This window comes from Mesorhizobium dulcispinae (assembly GCF_033977345.1).
Taxonomy (GTDB): Bacteria; Pseudomonadota; Alphaproteobacteria; order Rhizobiales; family Rhizobiaceae; genus Mesorhizobium; species Mesorhizobium dulcispinae.
The window spans coordinates 461,455-482,502 of the sequence record NZ_JAVIIY010000002.1 but is presented as its reverse complement, the minus strand read 5'-3'; the positions used below and the strand labels follow the sequence as shown (position 1 = coordinate 482,502).

Here is a 21,048-nt window from a genome sequence, read left to right as displayed (position 1 = left end):
CCCAAAAAGTGGGAGCCGGTTTTTGGCTAATATCATGGGCAACTGAAAGACACACTCTGATGTTCACTGGAATTGTCACGGACGTCGGCACTGTCGCCAATGTGAAGCCGCTCAGCGAAGGCGTCGGCTTGCGCATCGACACCGCCTACGATCCCGAAACCATCGCCATCGGCGCTTCGATCTCCTGCGGCGGCGTCTGCCTGACCGTCACGGCGCTGCCCGAGCATGGTTCGAACGCACGCTGGTTCGAGGTCGAGGCCTGGGAGGAAGCGCTGCGGCTCACCACAGCCTCGGGCTGGAAATCCGGCACCAGGATCAACCTCGAACGGGCGCTGAAGATCGGCGACGAGCTCGGCGGCCACATCGTCTCCGGCCATGTCGACGGCACGGCCGAGATCGTCGAGCGCAAGGAGGAGGGCGACGCGGTTCGCTTCACGCTGGAAGCGCCGCGTCATCTGGCAAAATTCATCGCGCCGAAAGGCTCGGTCGCGCTCGACGGCACCTCGCTCACCGTCAACAAGGTCGAAGGCACCCGCTTCGACGTGCTTTTGATCCAGCATTCGCTGAGCGTCACCACCTGGGGCGAGCGCCAGGTCGGCGACCGCGTCAACCTGGAGATCGATACGATGGCGCGTTATGCCGCGCGCCTGGCGGAGGCGGTGAAAGAAGGGCTGTGAGGCAATCCTCTGCCGGAGCAATCCGCTTTCCCTCACGGCTTCCCGCTTCACTTCTGATCACGCTCCGCATAAGCTTTCTCCTTGGCCGGAGGCGAAGCCATGAGCAGCCCGTCGCAACAAGTCGTAAGACTTGGTTTCGGATTTGCCGTGTCACAGGCGCTGCGTGTCGTTATCGAACTCGGCATTCCCGATCTTCTGGCCTCCGGCGGGCAGTCGGTTGAAGATTTGGCGGCCGCCACGAAGGCGGATGCCGAACCGCTCTACCGCGTGATGCGGCTTCTGGCGCCAGAGGGGGTGTTCACTGAAATTCGCCCTCGCCATTTTGCGTTGACGGAAATTGGCGCGGTGCTGCGTTCCGATCGGCCGGGACCGCGCGACTTCATCCGGATGATCAACACCGAGGCCTATCTTGCCTTCGAGCAGCTTCTGCATTCCGTACGCACCGGAAAGCCGGCCTTCGACAAGGTATTCGGAAGCCCGAGGTTCGATTGGCTCTCGGCACACCCGGAACAGGCCGCTCTGTTTCAGAAAGCCATGGTCGCCTTGAGCCAGGGCAGCAACGAGGCGGTGGCCGACGCCTATGATTTTGGCCGATACACGCGGGTCGTCGATGTCGGCGGCGGGCACGGACAGCTTCTCTCGGCGATCCTTGCCCGCAATCCTCATTTGAGCGGCGTTCTGCTCGATCTGCCGTCCGGGGTGGCGGCGGCGCGCCGGGGCGCCGGTGGCGATCTGCCGCGCACCGACTTCGTCGCAGGCGACTTCTTCGAGAGTGTTCCGGCAGGCGACATCTATGTCATCAAGAAGGTCATCCACGACTGGAACGATGAACGTGCCGGGCTGATCCTGCGGCGTTGCCGCGAGGCCATGCCAGCACACGGCAGGGTGCTCGTGGCCGAGACGCTCGTGCCACCAGGCGACGCGCCGGATCAGATCAAGGCCATCGATGTCGTCATGCTCGCGGTCACCGGCGGCCTCGAGCGGACGGAGGCGCAATACGCCAGGCTGTTCGAGGGCGCGGGACTGAAGCTCGAGCGGGTGATCGGCACCCGGGCACCGATCTCGATCCTTGAGGCTTCGCTTGCCTAGCCAAAGAACGTTCCGAAAGATCACGCCGAGCGGGACCCGAAACCGTCGATAAATGCTGGGCCGGTATCGGCCCGACAATCTTGTGCTTGCGATCAACCCGGCTTCGGCCTAAGTCACCGGCAACCCCCCGGAGACTTTTATGGCAGGCACATCCCAACACGGCAAAGCGTTCATTCGTCCGAAGGCGAAGGCGCATCTGCTTATTGTCGAGGCGCGTTTCCACGACGACCTCGCCGACGCGCTGCTCGAAGGCGCGACCAGCGCGCTGGACGAGGCCGGCGCCACCTACGACGTCGTCACCGTTCCTGGCTCGCTCGAAATTCCGGCCGTCATCACCTTCGCGCTGGACGGCGCCGGCGAAGGCGGCGTGCACTATGACGGCTTCGTCGCGCTCGGCACCGTCATCCGCGGCGACACCTATCATTTCGACATCGTCGCCAATGAATCGAGCCGTGCGCTGATGGATCTTTCCGTGCAGGAAGCGATCGCGATCGGCAACGGCATCCTGACCACGGAAAACGATGAGCAGGCCTGGACGCGTGCCCGTCGGACTGAAGGCGACAAGGGCGGTTTCGCCGCGCGCGCGGCGCTGAGCATGATCGCGCTGAAAGAGAAATTCGGAGCCCAATCGTGAGCGAGCCTGCCCATACCGGTACGGCGCGCCAAGCCAACAAGCGCGGTGCCGCCCGTCTTGCCGCCGTCCAGGCGCTCTACCAGATGGATGTGGCCGGCAGCGGCGTCTTCGAGATCACTGCTGAATACGAAGCCTTCCGCCTCGGCAAGGAAGTCGACGGTGCGCTCTATCGCGAGGCCGACGCGCAGTGGTTCCGCGCCATCCTGACTGGCGTCGTCGAGAACCAGAAGACCATCGATCCTGTCATTCGCCAGGCGCTCACCGATGACTGGCCGCTGTCGCGGCTGGATTCGACGCTGCGCGCCATCCTGCGTGCCGGCGTCTACGAGCTGATGAAGCGCGACGACGTGCCGGTGGCCGTCATCGTCTCGGAATATGTCGATATCGCCAAAGCCTTCTACGAGGAAGACGAGCCGAAGCTGGTGAACGCAGTGCTCGATCGCGTCTCGCGCCGGGTGCGCGGCGAAGGTCGCGGCAAGGACGCGTCGTGACGGCTGCGGCAGTCGTCGCAGGCGCCGGCGGGGAAGCGCGCCGCACGGCGGTGCTCCTCGCGGCCGCCCAGGCGATCGTGGGCTCGGCCGCGCCGATCGCCATTTCGCTCGGCGCGCTTGCGGGACAGTATCTGCTCGGCCCCGATAAATCGCTGGCGACGGCGCCGGTCACCGGCTTCAATCTCGGGGTGGCGCTCGGTGCGCTGCCGGCCGCCGCGATCATCCGCCGGCTCGGTCATCGCGGCGGCTTCATGACCGGCACCGTCATCACCGCGCTCGGCGGCCTGATTGCGACGCTCGCGCTCTTTCAGTCGAGCTTCTGGCTGTTTGCCTTCGGCCTCGGCGTGATCGGCGTGGGCGGTGCCTTCGTCCAGCAGTTCCGCTTCGCCGCCGCCGACAACGCGCCGCCGGAGTTCAAGGCGCGCGCCATTTCCTTCGTGCTGGCGGGCGGCATCGTCACCGCCATCCTCGGACCGCAGATTGTCATCTACACGCGCGAGCTCCTGGCGCCGGTGATGTTCGCCGGGTCCTTTGCATCGATCCTCGTGCTGGCCGCCGTCGGAGCGACGATCCTTTCCTTCCTGCATACGTCCGGGCGGACGAGCAGCGCCACGGTGGTCGCCGGTGGCGATGCCCGCCCGCTGGCTGAGATCGCCACTCAGCCGCGCTTCGTCGCGGCGCTGTTCTGCGCCGTCGGCAGCTACGCGCTGATGAGCTTCGTCATGACCGGCGCGCCGCTCGCCATGGTCGGCTGCGGCCTGTCGACGGACGACGCGACGCTCGGCATTTCCTGGCACGTCATGGCGATGTTCGGGCCGAGTTTCTTCACCGGTTCGCTGATCCACCGCTTCGGCGCCGAGCGCATCGTCGCCATCGGGCTGGTTCTGCTTACAGGCTGTGCCGTGGTGGCGCTTTCGGGCCTTGCGCTATGGCAGTTCTGGACGGCGCTGATCCTGCTCGGCCTCGGCTGGAATTTCAGCTTCATCGGCGCCACCTCCATGGTCGCCGCGAGCTACCATCCATCCGAAAAAGGCAAGGTGCAGGGTTTCCACGACTTCGTCCTGTTCGGCTCCGTCGCCTTCTCTTCGCTGATGTCGGGCGCGATCTACAACGCCTGGGGCTGGACCATGCTGAACTGGCTGGTGTTCCCGGTCACCGCGCTGTGTTTTGTCGCGCTGGGCACGTTGAAGATTATGGGCGCCGCCAAAACCTGATGCCAACCGGACCGCGGCCTTCCTCGGTTGTTACAACAGCCCGACCCGAAGAGGGCCAGCGTCAGGCATCCGGCGGCAGAACCTGCAGGACCCGCGCTATGAACATGTGGAACTCGTCCATATAGTTGCGCAGGAAAGTTTCGGTTGACTCCATTGTGACCTCGCCGTCGTCGGTGATCAATCCCGGGGTAAACTGAATGTAGGCTTCCGGAGAGTTCATCTGGGGTGAGTTGCAGAAGCTCAGGACACTGCGCAGGCTTTGCTGGGCGACAGCAGTACCGATCGCGCCCGGCGACGTTCCGATGACGGCGGACGGTTTGCGGGAAAACGAATTCTTTCCATAAGGGCGGCTCGCCCAGTCGATTGCATTCTTCAGACCGCCTGGAATTGAGCGGTTGTACTCCGGCGTGACGAAAAGCACCGCCTGGACGGAAGCGATGGCCCTCTTGAATTCCAAGGCGACCGGCGGGAAATCGGTGTCGTAGTCGTAGCTGTAGAGGGGCAGCTCCTTGAAGGAGATCTCCGTCATTTCAAGCTCTGGAGGGGCCAGCCTTACGAGGGCCTTCGCAAGCTTGCGGTTGATGGATCCTTTGGCAAGGCTTCCGATGAGGTAGCCGACTTTATGCTTGGCCATGACACACGCTCCCTGCGTATCGCCCGACGCCTTCCGATATTATCAGACGGGCGGCCGCAGATCGCCAGCCCGTTGTTGCTGCCGATGGCCTCGAACAAAATTATTGCGTGTGTCCTCTCAGTTATGAAACCGTGTGCCCCGACGGCGCGTTAACGCCATGCTCATATGCCGCCTCCGGTCCATCGGCTCACAGCAAAGGATTTTCATAATGTTTTCAATCGGAAAGCTCTCCGTAGCAGCGATCGCGCTCGGCATTACGATAGCCTCCGCGAATGCGCAGGTCGTTGTCTCCTCGAAGATCGACACCGAGGGTGGTGTGCTCGGCAACATCATCCAGCTCATCTTGAACGCCAACAACATCAAGACCACCGACCGCATCCAGCTTGGCGCGACGCCTGTGGTGCGCAAGGCGATTGCCGCCGGCGAGATCGACATCTATCCCGAATACACCGGCAACGCCGCCTTCTTCTTCCAGAAGGCGGACGATCCGGTGTGGAAGGACGCAGCCAAGGCTTATAAGACCGCCAAGAAGCTCGACTATGATGCCAACAAGATCGTCTGGCTGTCGCCGTCGCCCGCCAACAACACCTGGGCGATAGCGCTGCGCAAGGAGGTGGCCGACGAGAACAAGCTCACCACGCTCTCGGACTTCGGCAAATACGTCTCGGGCGGCGGCAAGGTGGTGCTTGCCGCTTCGGCCGAGTTCGTCAATTCGGCGGCGGCGCTACCTGCCTTCCAGACCACCTACGGCTTCAAGCTGAAGCCCGACCAGTTGATCACGCTTTCCGGCGGCGACACGGCCGCGACCATCGCCGCCGCCGCCAACCAGACCAACGGCGCCAACGCCGCCATGGTCTACGGCACCGACGGCGGCATCCAGCCTTCCGGCCTTGTCGTGCTCCAGGACGACAAGAATGTGCAGCCTGTCTACCAGCCGGCGCCGATCATCCGCGAGCAGGTGCTCAAGGAGCATCCGGAAATCGATACGCTGCTGAAGCCGGTCTTCGCCAAGCTCGACCTCGTCACCCTGCAGCAGCTCAACGGCCGCGTCCAACTGGGTGGCGAGCCGGCGAAGGGGGTAGCGGAAGACTTTTTGAAGAAGAATGGGTTTTTGAAGTAATAAGTCTGGCTTGAAAAGCGCGACGCCGGTGCGAGGCGCCCCCCTCTGTCCTGCCGGACATCTCCCCCACTTGGGGGGAGATCGGATGTCGCGTTGGCTTTCGCCAATCTCCAGCGTGGCAAGGAGAGCGCCAGCGACGAAGCTGCCAATCTCCCCCCTTGTGGGGGAGATGTCCGGGAGGACAGAGGGGGGCGCGAAGGAACGAGGCCTTCCTAATTCTGCCCCTCCAAAGCGCCGCGCAAGCAGCCGATGACCCTCCGCTTCGACAAGCTCGGCGTCGTGATCGCCGCGATCGTCGCCTACGCCGCCTTCGCGGCCCCCTTCGCCACATTCCGCGCTAATCGGATCGTGCCGGGACAGGCGCGCTCGATCCTCGAAGCGTTACCCCAAGCGCTTGGCACCCTGCTGCTGGCGATATTGATCGTTGGGGGCATCGTCGCGCTGCTGCGGACGCCGCTTGTCCTGAGGCTGGCCGCCAGCGTCGTCGCGTTGGTCGCCCTTGCCATCCTGATCGGCGTTGCCGGCGGCTTCCTGACGCCCGCCGGCAACACTTTCGCCCGCGTCGCGCCGGCCTCCGGCTTCTGGCTGCTGATCTTCGCCTTCACGCTGCTTCTGGCCGATGTGCTGACCAGGCTGGACCTCTCGCCATGGGCGCGCGTCGGCGTTCTTGCCGTCGCCGCGCTCGCCGTCGGCGCGCTGCTCGTCTCGGGAAGCTGGGACAGCCTTTCCATTCTCAAGGAATATGCCAGCCGCGCCGACAGTTTCTGGGCGGAAGGCTCCAAGCACATCACGCTGGCGCTGGGCTCGCTGGCAGCCGCGGTGGTCGCCGGCGTTCCGCTTGGCATCCTCTGCCACCGCGTCGAGCCGCTGCGAGCAGGGGTGCTGAATGTGCTCAACATCATCCAGACCATCCCGTCGATCGCGCTGTTCGGCCTGCTGATCGCGCCGCTCGGCTGGATCGCCGCGCATGTGCCGGGCGCGGCGGCGGCCGGCATCAGGGGCATTGGCACCGCGCCGGCCTTTGTCGCGCTGTTTCTGTACTCGCTGCTGCCGGTTGTGGCGAACACCGTGGTCGGCCTTGCCGGTGTGCCTCGCGCCGCCAACGATGCCGCCCGCGGCATGGGCATGACCGACCGCCAGCGCCTGTTCGAGGTCGAGTTCCCGCTCGCCTTTCCCGTGATCCTGACCGGCATCCGCATCGTTCTGGTGCAGAACATCGGCCTTGCCACCATTGCGGCGCTGATCGGCGGCGGCGGTTTTGGCGTCTTCGTCTTCCAGGGCGTCGGCCAGACGGCGATGGACCTTGTGCTGCTCGGCGCAGTGCCCACCGTGGCGCTGGCCTTTGCAGCCGCGATCATCCTCGACGCGGTCATCGAAATGACCCCCACCAAGCGCAGGGCAGGCACCGAATGATCGAGATCGAAGGCATCACCAAGCGCTATAATGGCACGGCCGTTGTCGACGATGTTTCGATGGTCGTCGAGCCGCACACCATTGCCGTCATCGTCGGCACCTCCGGCTCCGGCAAGACGACGCTGCTCAGGATGATCAACCGGCTGGTCGAGCCCACTGCCGGAGTAATCAAACTGGACGGCGCCGACAATCGTTCGCTGCCCGGACACCAGCTCCGCCGCAGCATCGGCTACGCCATCCAGGGCCATGGCCTGTTCCCGCACCGCACGGTGGCGCAGAACATCGCCACCGTGCCGCTGCTGCTCGGCTGGGACAAGGACCGCATCAAGGCGCGCGTCGAGGAATTGATGACGCTCTACCAGCTCGATCCGCAGGCCTATGGCCCGCGCTATCCGCATGAACTCTCCGGCGGCCAGCAACAGCGTGTCGGCGTTGCCCGCGCTTTAGCCGCCGAGCCCAACGTGCTTCTGATGGACGAGCCCTTCGGCGCGCTCGACCCGATTATACGCACCAAGGCGCAGGAGGATCTGCTGGCGATCCAGAAGCGCTTCGGCACCACCATCGTCCTCGTCACCCACGACATGGAGGAGGCAGTGCATATGGGCGACAAGATCGCCGTCATGGATGCCGGAAAGGTCCTGCAATACGCCAAACCGGCGGAGATCCTGGCGAGGCCCGCCAACGGCTTCGTCGAAACCCTGGTGGGCGCCAGCGAACGGCCGTTCCGGCTTCTGTCGCTTGGCCGCGTGCGCGATGCCGTGGAGCCCGGCGGCGCCGAGGGCGAGGCGATCCCCGGCGACGCCAGCCAGCGCGACGCGCTGGCCGAGCTTCTGTGGACGGGCCGTCCGGCGCTGCCTGTGAAGGGCGCCGACGGCAAGCCGCTCGGGCGCGTCACCGTTCAAGGGCTGGTGAAGCGCGCGAGGCCCGCATGAGGGCCTGGCTGCCCGCGCTGTTGAGGCTGGCGCTTCTGGTGTTGCTGGTGGTCTTCATCGCCAATCCGGGCTGGTTCGAGCCGTTGCTGAAGCCCCTGACCGAAAACGGTGCGCCGGCAATCTACAACCAGGGGAGCCTGCTGACGCTGACATTGCTGCATCTGAGGACCGTGCTCGTCGCCACGGTCGCCGCGACGATCGTCGCCGTGGCGCTCGCCATCCTGGTCACCCGGCCCGTCGGTGCCGAGTTCCTGCCGCTGTCGCGTAGCCTGGTCAACATCGGCCAGACGTTTCCGCCCGTCGCGGTGCTGGCGCTCGCCGTGCCGGCGGTCGGCTTCGGCGAGAAGCCGACGCTGATCGCGCTCTTCCTCTATGGGCTGTTGCCGATCTTCGAGAACGCGCTGACCGCGCTCACCACGCTGCCGGGCAATGTCATGGAAGCCGCGCGCGGCGCCGGCATGACCGGCTGGCAAAGGCTGATGAAGGTCGAATTGCCGCTCAGCGCCCCGGTGATTCTCGGCGGCATCCGGCTCTCGGTGGTCATCAGCCTCGCCACCGCGACCATCGGCTCCACGGTGGCGGCCAAGACGCTGGGCGAGGTGATCATCGCCGGCCTGATCTCGAACAACCTGGCCTTTGTGCTGCAGGGCGGCCTGATCGTCGCGGCGCTTGCTGTGCTGATCTATGATGGCCTGTCGGCGATCGAGCGCTACGCCGCGCGCCGGATGGGGCGGGAGGCGGAGTAGCGGGCAACTGCTGATCGCCCAATTGCCCTTGCGTCATTTCAATCGATCTAATTAGAATCTCTTGCTTGGGCGGACATCGCCGTCTTCGTCTTTCCGGCGAAAGCAGGGCAAAAACCGAACAATATCTTGACGTTCCGGGCCCTGTTTCGCATACACCGCAGCCAAGGGGTGGATTCCGCGCGCGGCGTTCATCTCCGTCCCAACGGCCCAGGGAGGGGTTCTTCTGGGCCAACAATCGAGGAAAATCCGGCAATGACCATCATTACCGCCGTCATCGCCTGCGGCTTGCTTTCAGTCCTGTACGCCATCTGGGCGACACGTTCGGTCCTCGCGTCCGATCAGGGCAGCCAGCGCATGCAGGAAATCTCCGCCGCCATCCGCGAAGGCGCCCAGGCCTATCTGGCGCGCCAGTACACCACCATCGCCGTCGTCGGGATCGTCGTGCTCCTGCTTGCCTGGTGGCTGCTCTCCATCACCTCGGCGATCGGCTTCCTGATCGGCGCCGTGCTGTCGGGCACTGCCGGCTTCATCGGCATGCATGTCTCGGTGCGTGCCAATGTGCGTACCGCGCAGGCCGCTTCCAACAGCCTCGCCGCCGGCCTCGACATCGCCTTCAAGTCCGGCGCCATCACCGGCCTGCTGGTGGCGGGCCTCGCGCTGCTCGGCGTCTCCATCTACTACGCCATCCTGACCGGCCCGCTCGGCCTGCAGCCGAACGACCGTGTCGTCATCGACTCGCTGGTCTCGCTCGGCTTCGGCGCTTCGCTGATCTCGATCTTCGCCCGTCTCGGCGGCGGCATCTTCACCAAGGGCGCCGACGTCGGCGGCGACCTCGTCGGCAAGGTCGAAGCCGGCATTCCGGAAGACGATCCGCGCAACCCGGCCACCATCGCCGACAATGTCGGCGACAATGTCGGCGACTGTGCCGGCATGGCCGCCGACCTGTTCGAGACCTATGCGGTGACTGTCGTCGCCACCATGGTTCTGGCCTCCATCTTCTTCGGCGGCACGGCAGTGTTGGGCGCCGCCATGCTCTATCCGCTCGCCATCTGCGGCGCTTGCATCCTGACCTCGATCGTCGGCACCTTCTTCGTCAAGCTGGGGTCCAACGGCTCGATCATGGGCGCCCTCTACAAGGGCCTGATCGTCACAGGCCTGCTGTCGATCGTAGGCCTCGCGCTCGCCACGTCGGCGGTGCTGGGATGGGGCGAGATCGGCACTGTCGGCGGCCTCGCCATCACCGGCAAGAACCTGTTCATCTGTGGGCTGATTGGCCTGGCTGTGACCGGGCTCATCGTGGTGATCACCGAATACTACACCGGCACCAATAAGCGCCCGGTGAACTCGATCGCCCAGGCGTCGGTGACCGGCCACGGCACCAACGTCATCCAGGGCCTGGCGGTCTCGCTGGAATCGACCGCGCTGCCGGCCATCGTCATCGTCGGCGGCATCATCGCCACCTTCCAACTCGCCGGCCTCTTCGGCACCGCGATCGCCGTCACCACCATGCTCGGCCTTGCCGGCATGATCGTGGCGCTCGACGCCTTCGGCCCGGTCACCGACAATGCCGGCGGCATCGCCGAAATGGCCGGCCTGCCCAAGGAAGTGCGCCAATCGACCGACGCGCTCGACGCGGTCGGCAACACCACCAAGGCGGTGACCAAGGGCTATGCCATCGGCTCGGCCGGCCTCGGCGCGCTGGTACTGTTCGCCGCCTATTCGAATGACCTGAAGTTCTTTGCCGCCAATGGCGACAAATTCCCTTACTTCCAGGGCATGGGCGAGGTCTCCTTCGACCTCTCCAACCCGTATGTCGTCGCCGGCCTGATCTTCGGCGGCCTGATCCCGTATTTGTTCGGCGGCATCGCCATGACGGCCGTCGGCCGCGCGGCGGGCTCGATCGTCGAGGAGGTGCGCAAGCAGTTCCGCGAAGACAAGGGCATCATGGCCGGCACGTCGAAGCCGAACTACGCGCGCGCGGTCGACCTGCTGACCAGGGCGGCGATCCGGGAAATGATCATCCCGTCGCTGCTGCCGGTGCTGGCGCCGATGGTCGTCTATTTCGGCGTGTTCCTGATCTCGGGCTCGAAGGCGTCGGCCTTCGCCGCGCTCGGCGCCTCGCTGCTCGGCGTCATCGTCAACGGCCTCTTCGTCGCCATCTCGATGACCTCCGGCGGCGGAGCCTGGGACAATGCCAAGAAGTCGTTCGAGGACGGTTTTACCGACAAGGGCGGCGTCAAGCACCTGAAGGGCTCTGAGGCGCACAAGGCCTCGGTTACCGGCGACACCGTCGGCGATCCCTACAAGGACACCGCCGGCCCCGCCGTCAATCCGGCGATCAAGATCACCAACATCGTGGCGCTGCTGCTCTTGGCTGTGCTCGCGCACGGCTGAGCCAAGCTGCTTGTTTCAAGACAGAGATCCCGCGGGAGCGATCCCGCGGGTTTTGTTTTGGACCGACTGGTTTCGTTGAAACAAAAAGACCCGCCGGTGCGATTTGGCGGGTCTTGCTTGTCTGAATTCCTGTCAGCCGGACTCAGGGCGTGCCGCCACCGCCGCCCGGGATGCCGGGCGCCAGCTTGCTGGCGCCGTTGATGATCTGGCTGAGGAAGTTCTGGTCCTTGCCGCCGGTCGGCGTCGTCCTCGAGATGAAGTCGAAGATCTTGCCGTCCTTCAGGCCGTAATTGGCGATCTGGGTGACGCGGCCGTCGGCGCCGAAATAGACCGCCAGCACATGCTGGTCGACCAGATGCGGCTTGTCGAAGGCGACATAGCGCTTGCGCGTCTGTGAAATGTAATAGAAGGCCTCATTGTCGAAGGTCGCCGTCGTCGACGGCGTGCCCAGCGCCAGAAGCACCTGCTCGCGGCTCGAGCCGACCGGCACCGAGTCGATCGCCGCCTGGTCAATGACATAGCCCTGCGTCAGCGTCTCGCTCGGGCTGAGGTCGCCGATCATCTTGGACGAATTGCAGCCCGAAAGCGCGGACACCACCACCAGCAGAGAAGCTACGCCCGCCGGCACAGGCGTAAGAAACGACTTGAATTTCAGCGCACCCAACAACAATTCTCCATCACATCCCCGCAACTTGCGCTGGGCCGCAAAACCGGTAAACCAGCTTGCATGCCGATGCAACAAGGCCAAATCAAACAACAGGTCCCCGGGAGACCGCCCTCAATGTTCCAGCGCCTTTTTGGCCGCGAACGTCACGCCAACCGCGCCATCACCGAGGCGCTCTACGCACAAATCGTGGCGGCGGCGCGGCAAACCGTCTTTTATTCCGACTGGAATGTGCCGGATATGCCGCTCGGCCGCTTCGAGATGCTGTCGCTGCATATGTACCTCATCCAGCACCGGCTGCGCGGGGAAGGCGGAGCCGCGGCCGAGGTTGCGCAGGTGCTGATCGATGAGTTCTTCCTCGATGTCGACCATTCGCTGAGGGAACTCGGCATCAGCGATGTCGGTGTGCCGAAGCGCATGAAGAAGCTGGCAAAGATGTTCTATGGCCGCACGGCGGCCTACGACGACGCCTTGCGGGAAGACGATCGCGCCGCCCTTGCCGCGGCGCTCTCCCGTAACGTCAGGCCCGACGCCGGCGAGTGGCCCGAGGCGCCGCTGCTGGCCAACTATGTTTCCGCTGCGTCCGGGCAGCTTGCCGCGCAGCCGACCGAATCGATCGTGTCCGGCACCGTCGCGTTCCCGGTGGCCGGAACCGCGTGATGGAGGCGAGAATGAAACACGCCGAACAGCGAAGCCCCGTATCCTTCGTCGCCAATGTCGCCCGTCTGCCGCAAAAGGGTTTGCCGGTCATGATCGAGGCCGACGAACGGCAGCGCGCGGCGCTTGCCGCCGAATATGACCTGCTTTCCGTCGAGAGCTACCGCGCTGAACTCTTGGTGGCGTCCTGGAAACGCAACGGCGTCAAGGTCAGCGGCCACGTCGAGGCCGACATCACCCAGGCCTGCATCGTCACCCTCGATCCGGTCGCCGCCCACATCGACGAGCCCGTCGAGGCGTTGTTCCTGCCGGAGCAGTCCAAGCTCGGACGCGAAGGCTTCGAGGGTGGCGGCGAGATCGTCCTCGACGCCGACGGGCCGGACAGCCCGGAAACATTTTCCGGCGACACCATCGATGTCGGCGCGCTCGCCGAGCAGTTTTTCGGCCTGGCGATCGATCCTTATCCGCGCAAGCCCGGCGCCTCGCTCGATACCGCAGGCGACGATCAGCCGGAAGAAAGCGAATTCCAGAAAAAGCTGCGTTCGCTGCTCGGAAAATCCTGAAGGCGGCCTGGATTTTGGAAAAGTTGGTTGTGCGGCAGCCCAAAACCGCTATTTTCGCCGAACCTTCGCGAGCCCCCTTACCTTGGCATGCGCGCGCCGCTAGCCAGGCAAACCGTGAGAAAAACACCGCGTGATCAGGATTTCCATCGATGCCATGGGCGGAGATCACGGACCAGGCGTCGTCATCCCCGCGCTGATGACGGTCGCCATCCGCCGCCCTGACATCCGCTTCGTCATCTATGGCCGAGAGGACGCCGTGCGTCCCGAACTGGCCAAGTTTCCCAAGCTCGCCGAGGTCAGCGAGTTCATCCATTGCGAGGTCGCAGTCAGGATGGACGACAAGCCCAGCCAGGCGCTGCGCCACGGCCGCTGGAAATCCTCGATGTGGAAGGCGGTCGAGGCGGTGAAGAACGGCGCCGCGCAGGCCTGCATCTCGGCCGGCAACACAGGCGCGTTGATGGCGATGTCGAAATTCTGCCTGCGCACCATGGCCACCATCGATCGCCCGGCGATCGCAGCACTTTGGCCGACGACGCGCGGCGAGAGCGTGGTGCTCGATGTCGGCGCCACCATCGGCGCGGATTCGCATCAGCTCGTCGACTTCGCCATCCTTGGCACCGGCATGGCGCGCTCGGTATTCGGCATCGAGCGGCCGAGCGTCGGCCTGCTCAATGTCGGCGTCGAGGAGATCAAGGGCCAGGAAGAGGTCAAGGACGCCGGGCGCATGCTGCGCGAGGCCAACATGGCCTCGATGAACTATCGCGGCTTCGTCGAGGGCGACGACATCGGCAAGGGCACGGTCGACGTGGTCGTCACCGAAGGCTTTGCCGGCAACATCGCGCTCAAGACCGCGGAGGGCACGGCAAAGCAGATCGCCGGCTACCTGCGCGCCGCCATGAGCCGCACGCTGATGGCCAGGATCGGCTACGTCTTCGCCAAGGGCGCCTTCGACCGGCTGCGCGAGAAGATGGATGTCGGCCGCTCCAATGGCGGCGTCTTCCTGGGCTTGAACGGCATCGTGGTGAAGAGCCACGGCGGCGCCGATTCGGATGGCTTCGCGGCAGCGATCGAGCTCGGTTACGACATGGTGCGCAACAATCTGCTTGACCGGATCGAGGCCGATCTCGATCTGTTCCATGCGCGCAATCCGAATGCCCAGGCAAACAGGAAATCCGGCGTCGCCGTCGACGCCGAGGAATAGGAACGAACCTTGATCAGATCAGTCGTGCGCGGCAACGGTGCCGCGCTGCCCCGCCGCATCATGAAGAATGCCGACTTCGAAGGCATGGTCGAGACCTCCGACGAGTGGATCGTCCAGCGCACCGGCATTCGCCAGCGCCACGTCGCGGCCGATGATGAGACGACGGCCTCGCTGGGCGAAGCCGCGGCGCGTGCCGCGCTCGACAGCGCCGGCCTGACGCCTGCCGACATCGACCTGATCGTGCTGGCGACGTCGACGCCCAACAACACTTTTCCCGCGACCGCGGTGGAGATCCAGAACCGGCTCGGCATGCATCATGGCTTCGCCTTCGACATGCAGGCCGTGTGCTCCGGCTTCGTCTATGCGGTCGCCACCACCGATCTCTATATCCGCGGCGGCCTTGCCAAGCGCGTGCTGGTCATCGGCTCCGAAACCTTCTCGCGTATCCTCGACTGGAACGACCGCTCGACCTGCGTGCTCTTCGGCGACGGCGCCGGCGCGGTCGTCCTGGAAGCGCAGGAGGGGAAGGGCGGCATCGCCGATCGCGGCGTGCTGGCCGCCAGCCTGCGCTCGGACGGCGTCCATAAGGAAAAGCTCTTCGTCGACGGTGGCCCGTCGACGACGGGGACGGTCGGCCATCTCAGGATGGAAGGCCGCGAGGTGTTCAAGCACGCCGTCGGCATGATCACCGATGTCATCGAAGCGACCTTCGCCCAGGCCGGCATCACGGCGGAAGACCTCGACTGGTTCGTGCCGCATCAGGCCAATAAACGGATTATTGACGCTTCCGCCAGGAAGCTCGGGATAGCCGAAGAGAAAGTGGTGGTCACCGTCGATTTGCACGGTAACACCTCGGCTGCTTCCGTGCCGCTCGCTTTGTCGGTGGCCGTCGCCGACGGCCGCATCAAGAAGGGCGACCTCGTCCTCCTTGAGGCGATGGGCGGAGGTTTCACCTGGGGCGCGGTATTGCTCCGCTGGTAAGTGCCGAACGCGCCGGTTCGGTCCTTGACCTTGACGGATCAATTACTTAGGCTCTGCCGCTGGCTGTATCGATTTACGTTTTTTTGAGCTGATGGGACGGTTGCATGGGGGGAAAGACACTTACGCGTGCCGACCTTGCCGAAGCCGTTTACCGCAAGGTTGGTTTGTCGCGAACTGAATCGGCCGAGCTCGTCGAGGCCGTCCTGGATGAGATTTGCGAAGCCATCGTTCGTGGCGAGACGGTGAAGCTGTCTTCCTTTGCGACTTTCCATGTCCGCTCCAAGAATGAGCGCATCGGCCGCAATCCCAAGACCGGCGAGGAAGTGCCGATCCTGCCGCGCCGCGTGATGACCTTCAAATCGTCGAACGTGCTGAAGAACCGCATCCTGCGTTCGCACCAGAACAGCAAGGCCAAGGGCGGCAAGTAACCCGCGAATGCCGGTTGAAAACCGCGGCCCGCTTTGACGCCGGGCTTGAATATTGTTTCATAAACCGCTGAAATAAGCCGCGATTCGGATCAACTCCGGATCTCGGTCCAGCGTGAGGATTCGCCCATGGACAAGAGCCCCGATGCTTTCCGCACCATCAGCGAAGTCGCGGAAGATCTCGACCTGCCGCAGCACGTGCTGCGCTTCTGGGAAACGCGTTTCAACCAGATCAAGCCGATGAAGCGTGGTGGCGGCCGCCGTTATTATCGGCCGCAGGATGTCGAACTGATCAAGGGCATCCGGCACATGCTCTACGATCAGGGCTATACAATCAAAGGCGTGCAGAAGCTCCTGCGCGAGAACGGCAATCATTTCCTGGTCGCCATCGGCAACGGCGACATGGCCGCCGTCGAGGCGATCGCGCAACGCCGGCAGGCCGAGCAGGTGCCGCTGACCGCGGCTGCCCAGCCGCGCGGCGACGAGGATGCGCTGGTCGGTCAGCCCAAGGTGAAGCCCAGCCGTCGTTTCTTCGGCCTCGGCAAGGGCGACGACGAAGGTCCCGTGCAGCCGGACTCCTCGAAATTGTCGCGCGACAACCGGGCCTTGCTGCAGGAGGCGCTCTTCGACCTCCTGGAGTGCAAGCGCCTGCTCGACCAGGTGCGTTGAGCTTCGTTTGCCGCTCCTGCGGGATGAATGGCCGGCGTCTCCGACGGTCGGAACTGCCGTCGCGTCCATGCGTTAGCCCTTCTCTGCAGGAGAAGGACATCAGGCATGGCATTGTTTTTGACGCTTTCCGATGTGGATCTGGACAGGCAGGTTGTAGCGCTCTCGCGCCAGCTTGACGATCTCAGGAAGGCCTTGGCCAAACGCGGCGATGCCTATTACGAGGACGGCCGCGGGACGGCGTCCGATTATTATTCGCAGCTCGCCGATCGCTTGCACGAGGCGCTGCCGGCAATCCGGCGCAAGGGCAGGGCGGTCGAGCGCACCGCGCGCGACCATCCGGCCACCGCGGCCGCCGTGGGGCTGGTCGTGGTTGGACTGCTTGCCGGCCTTCTCATCAGCCGGCGCTGACTTTTCGACGGACTGCAAAACAGAAATGGCGGCAGTTCGAGCCAGCCGCCATTTCCGTGCCACTACGACGTGGCCCCGAATAGGGGAATCGGGTTTTCGGAAAGCTTTCTCCCGACTTCATCGGGATGGAATCCGCTTTTAGCCTCGTTCAGTCGCGCCGCGCGCCCTTTCGGACGCGCAAAGGGCGCTTCAGCATCATGATTTTTGGAGCCGGCGCGCCGGCCTCGCGCCTCACATCGGCGGAGCGATGCCGTGGTTCCCGACCACCACCCGGCGTGAAACGAGCTTGCCGTTGCTGCCGCGCTCGGCGCTGACGAACACCGCCATACCCGGCTTGAGGTCCGCCGGTTTGGCGGTCGCGAATTTCACGATCGGTGTCGATTGCGGGATGGCGATCTGCTTCTTCTGGCCGTTGCCATAGGTGAGTGTCACTGTCCGGCCGCTGACCTGGGTCACGTCGGCGACAGTGCCGTTGGTCATCCGGCTGTTGGGTTGCAAGTCCCAGGCACGGTCGCCTTCTCCCGTTCCCTTCAGCGCCGCCGGAAAGATCACGACCTCCAGCGCGCCGCTGCCGCCATCGGCCTTGGAAACCGATGCGATGCCGAGGAAATCGCCCTGTTTGATATCGGCGGCCGATGCCTTGGCGACGCCGGAGATCATCCAGCCGGGGGAAAGGGTGACCGTATCGGTCTTGCCGTCCCGGGCTTTCACTGTCAGCGCCGTTCCGGCGAGGTCGACCACCGTGCCGCGCACGCGCACGGTGTCCGCATGCGCCGCGCCCGCGAGGCTTGAGACCGAGGCGAGCACGATCGCGAACAATTTCAGTTTCATGGCATCCGATCCTTCCAAAGGGTTTTGACGCCGCCCGCCGTCGACCAGCGACAGAACTCTAACGAATTGGGGCGGGCAAAATGCCGGCGGGTCCGGCCTCCAGCGCTTCAAAAGAACTTGATTGGGCGTTGCGCCACCTTACATGTTGGTGGCCTGCGGCTCGGCCCCGGTCGACAGGACCGGTTCACGATGGCGTGACGGCCGCAACGGTCCCTCTTGGCAAATCACCTGTTAACGGCCATTCTCCCGCCCGTCTCAGGCAACGCCACATTTCATCTGTCTTGTTTCATCCCAAGGAGTTGCCATGCCCAACACCGCAAGGAACGCTGTTTCCAACAACATCATTGCCGCGTCCGGCCTCAATCCGCTGAAAGCCGCGCGCGAAACGAGGGGATATACGATCGATGAGCTCTCCTTGACCTGCGGCTTGGCCGTAGGCGAGATCGTCGACATCGAGGACGGCAAGGACGCCGATCCCGCCAAGCTTAGGCGAATCGCTTCCGCGCTGCAGGTACCGGAAGAGGAATTGATCAGAGTGCCGACCGAAGAGAATCGGCCCACACAGCAATAGAGACGCCGAAGCGTCCGCGTGAAAAGCCCGCCACGGCCCAGTCCTGGCGGGTTTTTTGCGCCTTCCGTGCAAGGTCCCTGGCTCTTGCCAACAGCCGAGGCGGCATGTGCCAATCCCGACCGGTGCCGCGATTCGGATGGCGCCGGCCGACATATCTGACGAGAGGTCGCTTATGAGCTTGGAATCGGTCCGCGCCTTCTTTGCCGAACATGCGCCCGACATCGAGGTCCTGGTCACCGAAGCGAGCTCGGCGACCGTGGCTCTGGCGGCCGACGCCCATGGTGTGATGCCGGCCCAGATCGCCAAGACCATCTGCCTGCGCGTCGGCGAAGAGACCATGCTGGTCGTGACCAGCGGCACCGCCAGGCTCGACAACCGCAAGTGCAAGGACACGCTCGGCGGCAAGCCGCGCATGCTCGACGGCGAGCAGGTGCTGGCGGCGACCAGCCATCCGCCGGGCGGTGTCTGCCCGTTCGGCCTGCCGGCGCCTCTGCCGGTCTACTGCGACGTGACGCTCAGAGCTTTCGACGAGGTTGTTCCTGCTGCGGGCGCCACCAATGCCGCAGTGCGGATCGCGCCGCAACGCATGGCCGATCTGGTCGGCGCCGTATGGGTCGATGTTTGCCAGTAGGGATTGCTGAAGGAGGCACCGAATTCGGTTGACCCGCACAGGGTTATCAAGATACATCGCCAGCCGGTCCGGAGTGTAGCGCAGCCCGGTAGCGCACTTGACTGGGGGTCAAGGGGTCGTCGGTTCGAATCCGGCCACTCCGACCAATAAAATCAGAGCCTTAGTCATTTCCCCCAGAGGTGGCTATAAATTTTGTAGCCAGTTTGTAGCCAGAGACTTGGCTACAAACGAGTGGCTTTCAGCGGGTTTCGACCCAGGCGTTCACTTCTCGGTCCAAGCGCCAAGTCAGCATTATTCCGGGTTGCTCCGGGTAGCCCTCGATCTGAACCTCGGCTGCAACGTTTTCCGCTGCGATCTTTTCGCCGCGCAACTTCGCGTCCGCTAACACGCGAAGAAATTTCAGATCGGGAACCGGCTTGCCGTCGACCAGTACGGAATATCTCATGACGGGGTGCCTCTGCTTAATCAATGCATCCGTAACCTGAGTGAGCGTTGGTGCCAATCGCGTTTGTCGTATTTTGCCGATTGAGAAAGCGGTAGAGCATTACGGCTATTCCTCCCGCCAAACAGGAATGCGCTGAATCTTGATCGCGACCAATCGGCGGATACGCAGGTTGACGGCTTCCTCGCCTGTCGGCCAGAAAGCCTCGACGTTGAGCAAGCCGTGGGCGGGGTCGCTCTCGCATTTCATACGGTAGGCAAGCGAATCGACGTCAACGTCGCCGAAAATCTGGATAAGGTCGGACGGGAAATAGCAATGCTGGCGCTTGCAGTAGGCGCAGCGCACGCGAACTAGGCGCATGCTGTCATTGAGGTTCGATAGCGGGAAGTCCTTCCGCTTCGGGGCATAGGTCTCGGGCATGAGAACAGAAGAGGAACATTTTCCTGTTCCGTCAAGCCCTCAATCCCGCTCCCAAAAGTCCTTCAGCGAGGCGTGGCGAAGCTTTTCCTCGCCTTTCAGAAACTTCACGCGGCCGATCAAGCCTGGCCGCAACCATTCGGCCTTCTCCTTCGCCAGTCCCTTTGGTGGAGGAGCGCCAGCCTTGCCCTGCACGCGGTCCCACAGGGCCTGCCGCTTGTCGGCTTTGAAGGTGACAAAGGCGCCACCCATGTAACGGCCCTTGTCCGCCATTAGCACCATCGCCGGTTTGCCGGTTTCCCGTTTGACCCCAATGATGTCCATTTCCTTTTCGACGTAGCACTTGATTTTTCGCCAGTTCATCGTTGAGCCGCTGCGGTAGACGCTGTCCAACCGCTTCGAAACGATGCCTTCAAGGTTCGCTTCGCAGGCAAGATGGTATACAGCGTCGCCTGTGCCCGGCAGAGCCTCGCTGAACTGAACGCGGCCGCTGGCGGGGATCAGCGCCTGGAGGATGTCGCGCCGGTCCTTCAGCGCCATGTCGCGAAGATCGTGGCCATTGAGGTGCAGGAGGTCGAAAGCGACCAGATAAAGGTCTTGTGGTCGCCTCGTGATGGTCGAGCGCAGCGAATGGAAGTCCGACAGCCCGGCCTCGTTGGTGACAATCATCTCGCCTTCGATGATGAAGCTTTCGGCCTCGAGCTTCTTCGCCTCGGCGGCAAGCGGCTGGTATTTCGACGTCCAGTCGATCCCCGTCTTGGTGTAAAGGCGAATGCCGTCAGCATCTTTGATCACCTGCGTTCGATAGCCGTCGAACTTGACCTCGTGGCTCCATCCGTCGCTCTTGGGCGGCTGCTCAACCAGCTCGGGCTCCATCGGCTTGATGAACTTCAGCTGCTCTTTGGCGTTACGCATGCACAAAACCCCAACCGCGATTCAAGCCGAGCGCGGCAATCCAGTTCCGCATATTTTAGCAAAATTGTATGTAGGAGCGGTTATGAAGAACGATCCGGACTGTCGTGCCGCGCTCCAGTTGATCAGGATGACTATCGAGGAACATTGCCCGCCCGGAGTGCTGCCAAGCGAAGAAGCCGTGAACGCCACCTTTGGGCCGACCCTGCTTGGTGAGGCGGAAGCGCTTGCGAAAGCCATCATTGCCACGGTTGAGAAATTGGCCGGAGCCGATTGAAGCGCAGTAAGCCAATTGACTCCCTACCCCACCCGCCCTCAACATAGCGCTGGGC

At 63.7% G+C, this 21,048-nt stretch carries 26 protein-coding genes and 1 tRNA gene; 21 read left to right on the top strand and 6 right to left on the bottom strand.

What is annotated here, in order from left to right; translation table 11 throughout:
• Nucleotides 1-59: 59 nt before the first annotated feature.
• The 5 genes from RFN30_RS07165 to RFN30_RS07145 all read left to right on the top strand — a co-directional run bounded on the left by RFN30_RS07165 (nt 60) and on the right by RFN30_RS07145 (nt 4,105).
• Nucleotides 60-677: a riboflavin synthase gene (locus RFN30_RS07165; RefSeq protein WP_320261403.1), complete on the top strand. Its 618-nt coding sequence runs from the start codon at nt 60-62 to the stop codon at nt 675-677.
• Nucleotides 678-758: 81 nt separating this feature from the next.
• Complete coding sequence (locus tag RFN30_RS07160) at nt 759-1,766, top strand: methyltransferase (protein ID WP_320261402.1); 1,008 nt, start codon at nt 759-761, stop codon at nt 1,764-1,766.
• A gap of 139 nt (nt 1,767-1,905) precedes the next feature.
• Complete coding sequence (gene ribH / locus RFN30_RS07155) at nt 1,906-2,400, top strand: 6,7-dimethyl-8-ribityllumazine synthase (protein ID WP_320261401.1); 495 nt, start codon at nt 1,906-1,908, stop codon at nt 2,398-2,400.
• Nucleotides 2,397-2,891, top strand: a complete 495-nt coding sequence (gene nusB, locus RFN30_RS07150) for a transcription antitermination factor NusB (RefSeq protein WP_320261400.1) — start codon at nt 2,397-2,399, stop codon at nt 2,889-2,891. Before ribH ends, nusB begins: the two co-directional genes overlap by 4 nt.
• Nucleotides 2,888-4,105, top strand: coding sequence for an MFS transporter (locus RFN30_RS07145; RefSeq protein WP_320261399.1), 1,218 nt, complete (start codon nt 2,888-2,890; stop codon nt 4,103-4,105). Before nusB ends, RFN30_RS07145 begins: the two co-directional genes overlap by 4 nt.
• 61 nt (nt 4,106-4,166) lie before the next feature.
• Here the strand turns inward: RFN30_RS07145 and RFN30_RS07140 are convergent, their stop codons facing one another.
• Nucleotides 4,167-4,739, bottom strand: a complete 573-nt coding sequence (locus tag RFN30_RS07140) for an NADPH-dependent FMN reductase (RefSeq protein WP_320261398.1) — start codon at nt 4,737-4,739, stop codon at nt 4,167-4,169.
• Nucleotides 4,740-4,947: 208 nt separating this feature from the next.
• Between RFN30_RS07140 and osmF the strand changes: the two genes are divergently transcribed.
• The 5 genes from osmF (at nt 4,948) to RFN30_RS07115 (ending at nt 11,344) form a co-directional block, all read left to right on the top strand.
• On the top strand, nt 4,948-5,859 hold the full coding sequence (osmF, locus tag RFN30_RS07135; protein WP_320261397.1) for a glycine betaine ABC transporter substrate-binding protein OsmF: 912 nt from the start codon (nt 4,948-4,950) through the stop codon (nt 5,857-5,859).
• Between the two features lie 249 nt (nt 5,860-6,108).
• Nucleotides 6,109-7,272, top strand: a complete 1,164-nt coding sequence (locus tag RFN30_RS07130; protein WP_320261396.1) for an ABC transporter permease — start codon at nt 6,109-6,111, stop codon at nt 7,270-7,272.
• On the top strand, nt 7,269-8,204 hold the full coding sequence (locus RFN30_RS07125; protein ID WP_320261395.1) for an ABC transporter ATP-binding protein: 936 nt from the start codon (nt 7,269-7,271) through the stop codon (nt 8,202-8,204). The genes RFN30_RS07130 and RFN30_RS07125 overlap by 4 nt, the downstream gene beginning before the upstream one ends.
• Nucleotides 8,201-8,950 carry an ABC transporter permease gene (locus tag RFN30_RS07120; protein WP_320261394.1) on the top strand — a complete coding sequence of 250 codons (750 nt, stop codon included), beginning with the start codon at nt 8,201-8,203 and terminating at the stop codon, nt 8,948-8,950. Before RFN30_RS07125 ends, RFN30_RS07120 begins: the two co-directional genes overlap by 4 nt.
• Before the next feature lie 252 nt (nt 8,951-9,202).
• Nucleotides 9,203-11,344, top strand: a complete 2,142-nt coding sequence (locus RFN30_RS07115) for a sodium-translocating pyrophosphatase (RefSeq protein WP_320261393.1) — start codon at nt 9,203-9,205, stop codon at nt 11,342-11,344.
• A gap of 142 nt (nt 11,345-11,486) precedes the next feature.
• Here RFN30_RS07115 and RFN30_RS07110 read toward each other — a convergent pair whose 3' ends face one another.
• Nucleotides 11,487-12,008 carry an outer membrane protein assembly factor BamE gene (locus RFN30_RS07110; RefSeq protein ID WP_320261392.1) on the bottom strand — a complete coding sequence of 174 codons (522 nt, stop codon included), beginning with the start codon at nt 12,006-12,008 and terminating at the stop codon, nt 11,487-11,489.
• A 117-nt stretch (nt 12,009-12,125) separates the two neighbouring features.
• Here RFN30_RS07110 and RFN30_RS07105 point away from each other — a divergent pair, with 117 nt between their 5' ends.
• The 7 genes from RFN30_RS07105 to RFN30_RS07075 all read left to right on the top strand — a co-directional run bounded on the left by RFN30_RS07105 (nt 12,126) and on the right by RFN30_RS07075 (nt 16,912).
• Nucleotides 12,126-12,668, top strand: a complete 543-nt coding sequence (locus RFN30_RS07105) for a ubiquinol-cytochrome C chaperone family protein (protein ID WP_320261391.1) — start codon at nt 12,126-12,128, stop codon at nt 12,666-12,668.
• Between the two features lie 11 nt (nt 12,669-12,679).
• Nucleotides 12,680-13,228, top strand: a complete 549-nt coding sequence (locus tag RFN30_RS07100; protein WP_320261390.1) for a YceD family protein — start codon at nt 12,680-12,682, stop codon at nt 13,226-13,228.
• Nucleotides 13,229-13,358: 130 nt separating this feature from the next.
• Nucleotides 13,359-14,429 (top strand): phosphate acyltransferase PlsX, encoded by a 1,071-nt coding sequence (gene plsX / locus RFN30_RS07095; RefSeq protein WP_320261389.1) that lies wholly within the window; start codon nt 13,359-13,361, stop codon nt 14,427-14,429.
• 9 nt (nt 14,430-14,438) lie between these two features.
• Entirely contained in the window at nt 14,439-15,410 is a 972-nt protein-coding gene (locus tag RFN30_RS07090; protein ID WP_320261388.1) for a beta-ketoacyl-ACP synthase III, read from the top strand.
• A 104-nt stretch (nt 15,411-15,514) separates the two neighbouring features.
• A complete protein-coding gene (locus RFN30_RS07085) occupies nt 15,515-15,838 on the top strand; it encodes an integration host factor subunit alpha (protein WP_010915609.1) in 324 nt (107 codons plus the stop codon).
• A 126-nt stretch (nt 15,839-15,964) separates the two neighbouring features.
• A complete protein-coding gene (locus tag RFN30_RS07080; RefSeq protein WP_067000781.1) occupies nt 15,965-16,504 on the top strand; it encodes a MerR family transcriptional regulator in 540 nt (179 codons plus the stop codon).
• A gap of 105 nt (nt 16,505-16,609) precedes the next feature.
• Nucleotides 16,610-16,912 carry a glycine zipper domain-containing protein gene (locus RFN30_RS07075; RefSeq protein WP_320261387.1) on the top strand — a complete coding sequence of 101 codons (303 nt, stop codon included), beginning with the start codon at nt 16,610-16,612 and terminating at the stop codon, nt 16,910-16,912.
• A 231-nt stretch (nt 16,913-17,143) separates the two neighbouring features.
• Here RFN30_RS07075 and RFN30_RS07070 read toward each other — a convergent pair whose 3' ends face one another.
• Nucleotides 17,144-17,743, bottom strand: coding sequence for a hypothetical protein (locus RFN30_RS07070; RefSeq protein WP_320261551.1), 600 nt, complete (start codon nt 17,741-17,743; stop codon nt 17,144-17,146).
• Nucleotides 17,744-18,047: 304 nt separating this feature from the next.
• On the opposite strand from RFN30_RS07070, the gene RFN30_RS07065 reads away from it, so the two are divergent.
• The 3 genes from RFN30_RS07065 to RFN30_RS07055 all read left to right on the top strand — a co-directional run bounded on the left by RFN30_RS07065 (nt 18,048) and on the right by RFN30_RS07055 (nt 19,091).
• Nucleotides 18,048-18,314: a helix-turn-helix domain-containing protein gene (locus RFN30_RS07065; RefSeq protein WP_320261386.1), complete on the top strand. Its 267-nt coding sequence runs from the start codon at nt 18,048-18,050 to the stop codon at nt 18,312-18,314.
• A 172-nt stretch (nt 18,315-18,486) separates the two neighbouring features.
• Entirely contained in the window at nt 18,487-18,945 is a 459-nt protein-coding gene (locus tag RFN30_RS07060; protein ID WP_320261385.1) for a YbaK/EbsC family protein, read from the top strand.
• Nucleotides 18,946-19,014: 69 nt separating this feature from the next.
• Nucleotides 19,015-19,091: transfer RNA gene (locus RFN30_RS07055), tRNA-Pro, on the top strand.
• A 92-nt stretch (nt 19,092-19,183) separates the two neighbouring features.
• Here RFN30_RS07055 and RFN30_RS07050 read toward each other — a convergent pair.
• The 3 genes from RFN30_RS07050 to RFN30_RS07040 all read right to left on the bottom strand — a co-directional run bounded on the left by RFN30_RS07050 (nt 19,184) and on the right by RFN30_RS07040 (nt 20,719).
• Nucleotides 19,184-19,390 (bottom strand): hypothetical protein, encoded by a 207-nt coding sequence (locus RFN30_RS07050; protein WP_320261384.1) that lies wholly within the window; start codon nt 19,388-19,390, stop codon nt 19,184-19,186.
• 105 nt (nt 19,391-19,495) lie between these two features.
• A complete protein-coding gene (locus RFN30_RS07045; protein WP_320261383.1) occupies nt 19,496-19,807 on the bottom strand; it encodes a hypothetical protein in 312 nt (103 codons plus the stop codon).
• Nucleotides 19,808-19,846: 39 nt separating this feature from the next.
• Nucleotides 19,847-20,719 (bottom strand): ATP-dependent DNA ligase, encoded by an 873-nt coding sequence (locus RFN30_RS07040; RefSeq protein ID WP_320261382.1) that lies wholly within the window; start codon nt 20,717-20,719, stop codon nt 19,847-19,849.
• On the opposite strand from RFN30_RS07040, the gene RFN30_RS07035 reads away from it, so the two are divergent.
• Nucleotides 20,718-20,993: a hypothetical protein gene (locus tag RFN30_RS07035; RefSeq protein ID WP_320261381.1), complete on the top strand. Its 276-nt coding sequence runs from the start codon at nt 20,718-20,720 to the stop codon at nt 20,991-20,993. The genes RFN30_RS07040 and RFN30_RS07035 overlap by 2 nt on opposite strands.
• Nucleotides 20,994-21,048: the final 55 nt, after the last annotated feature.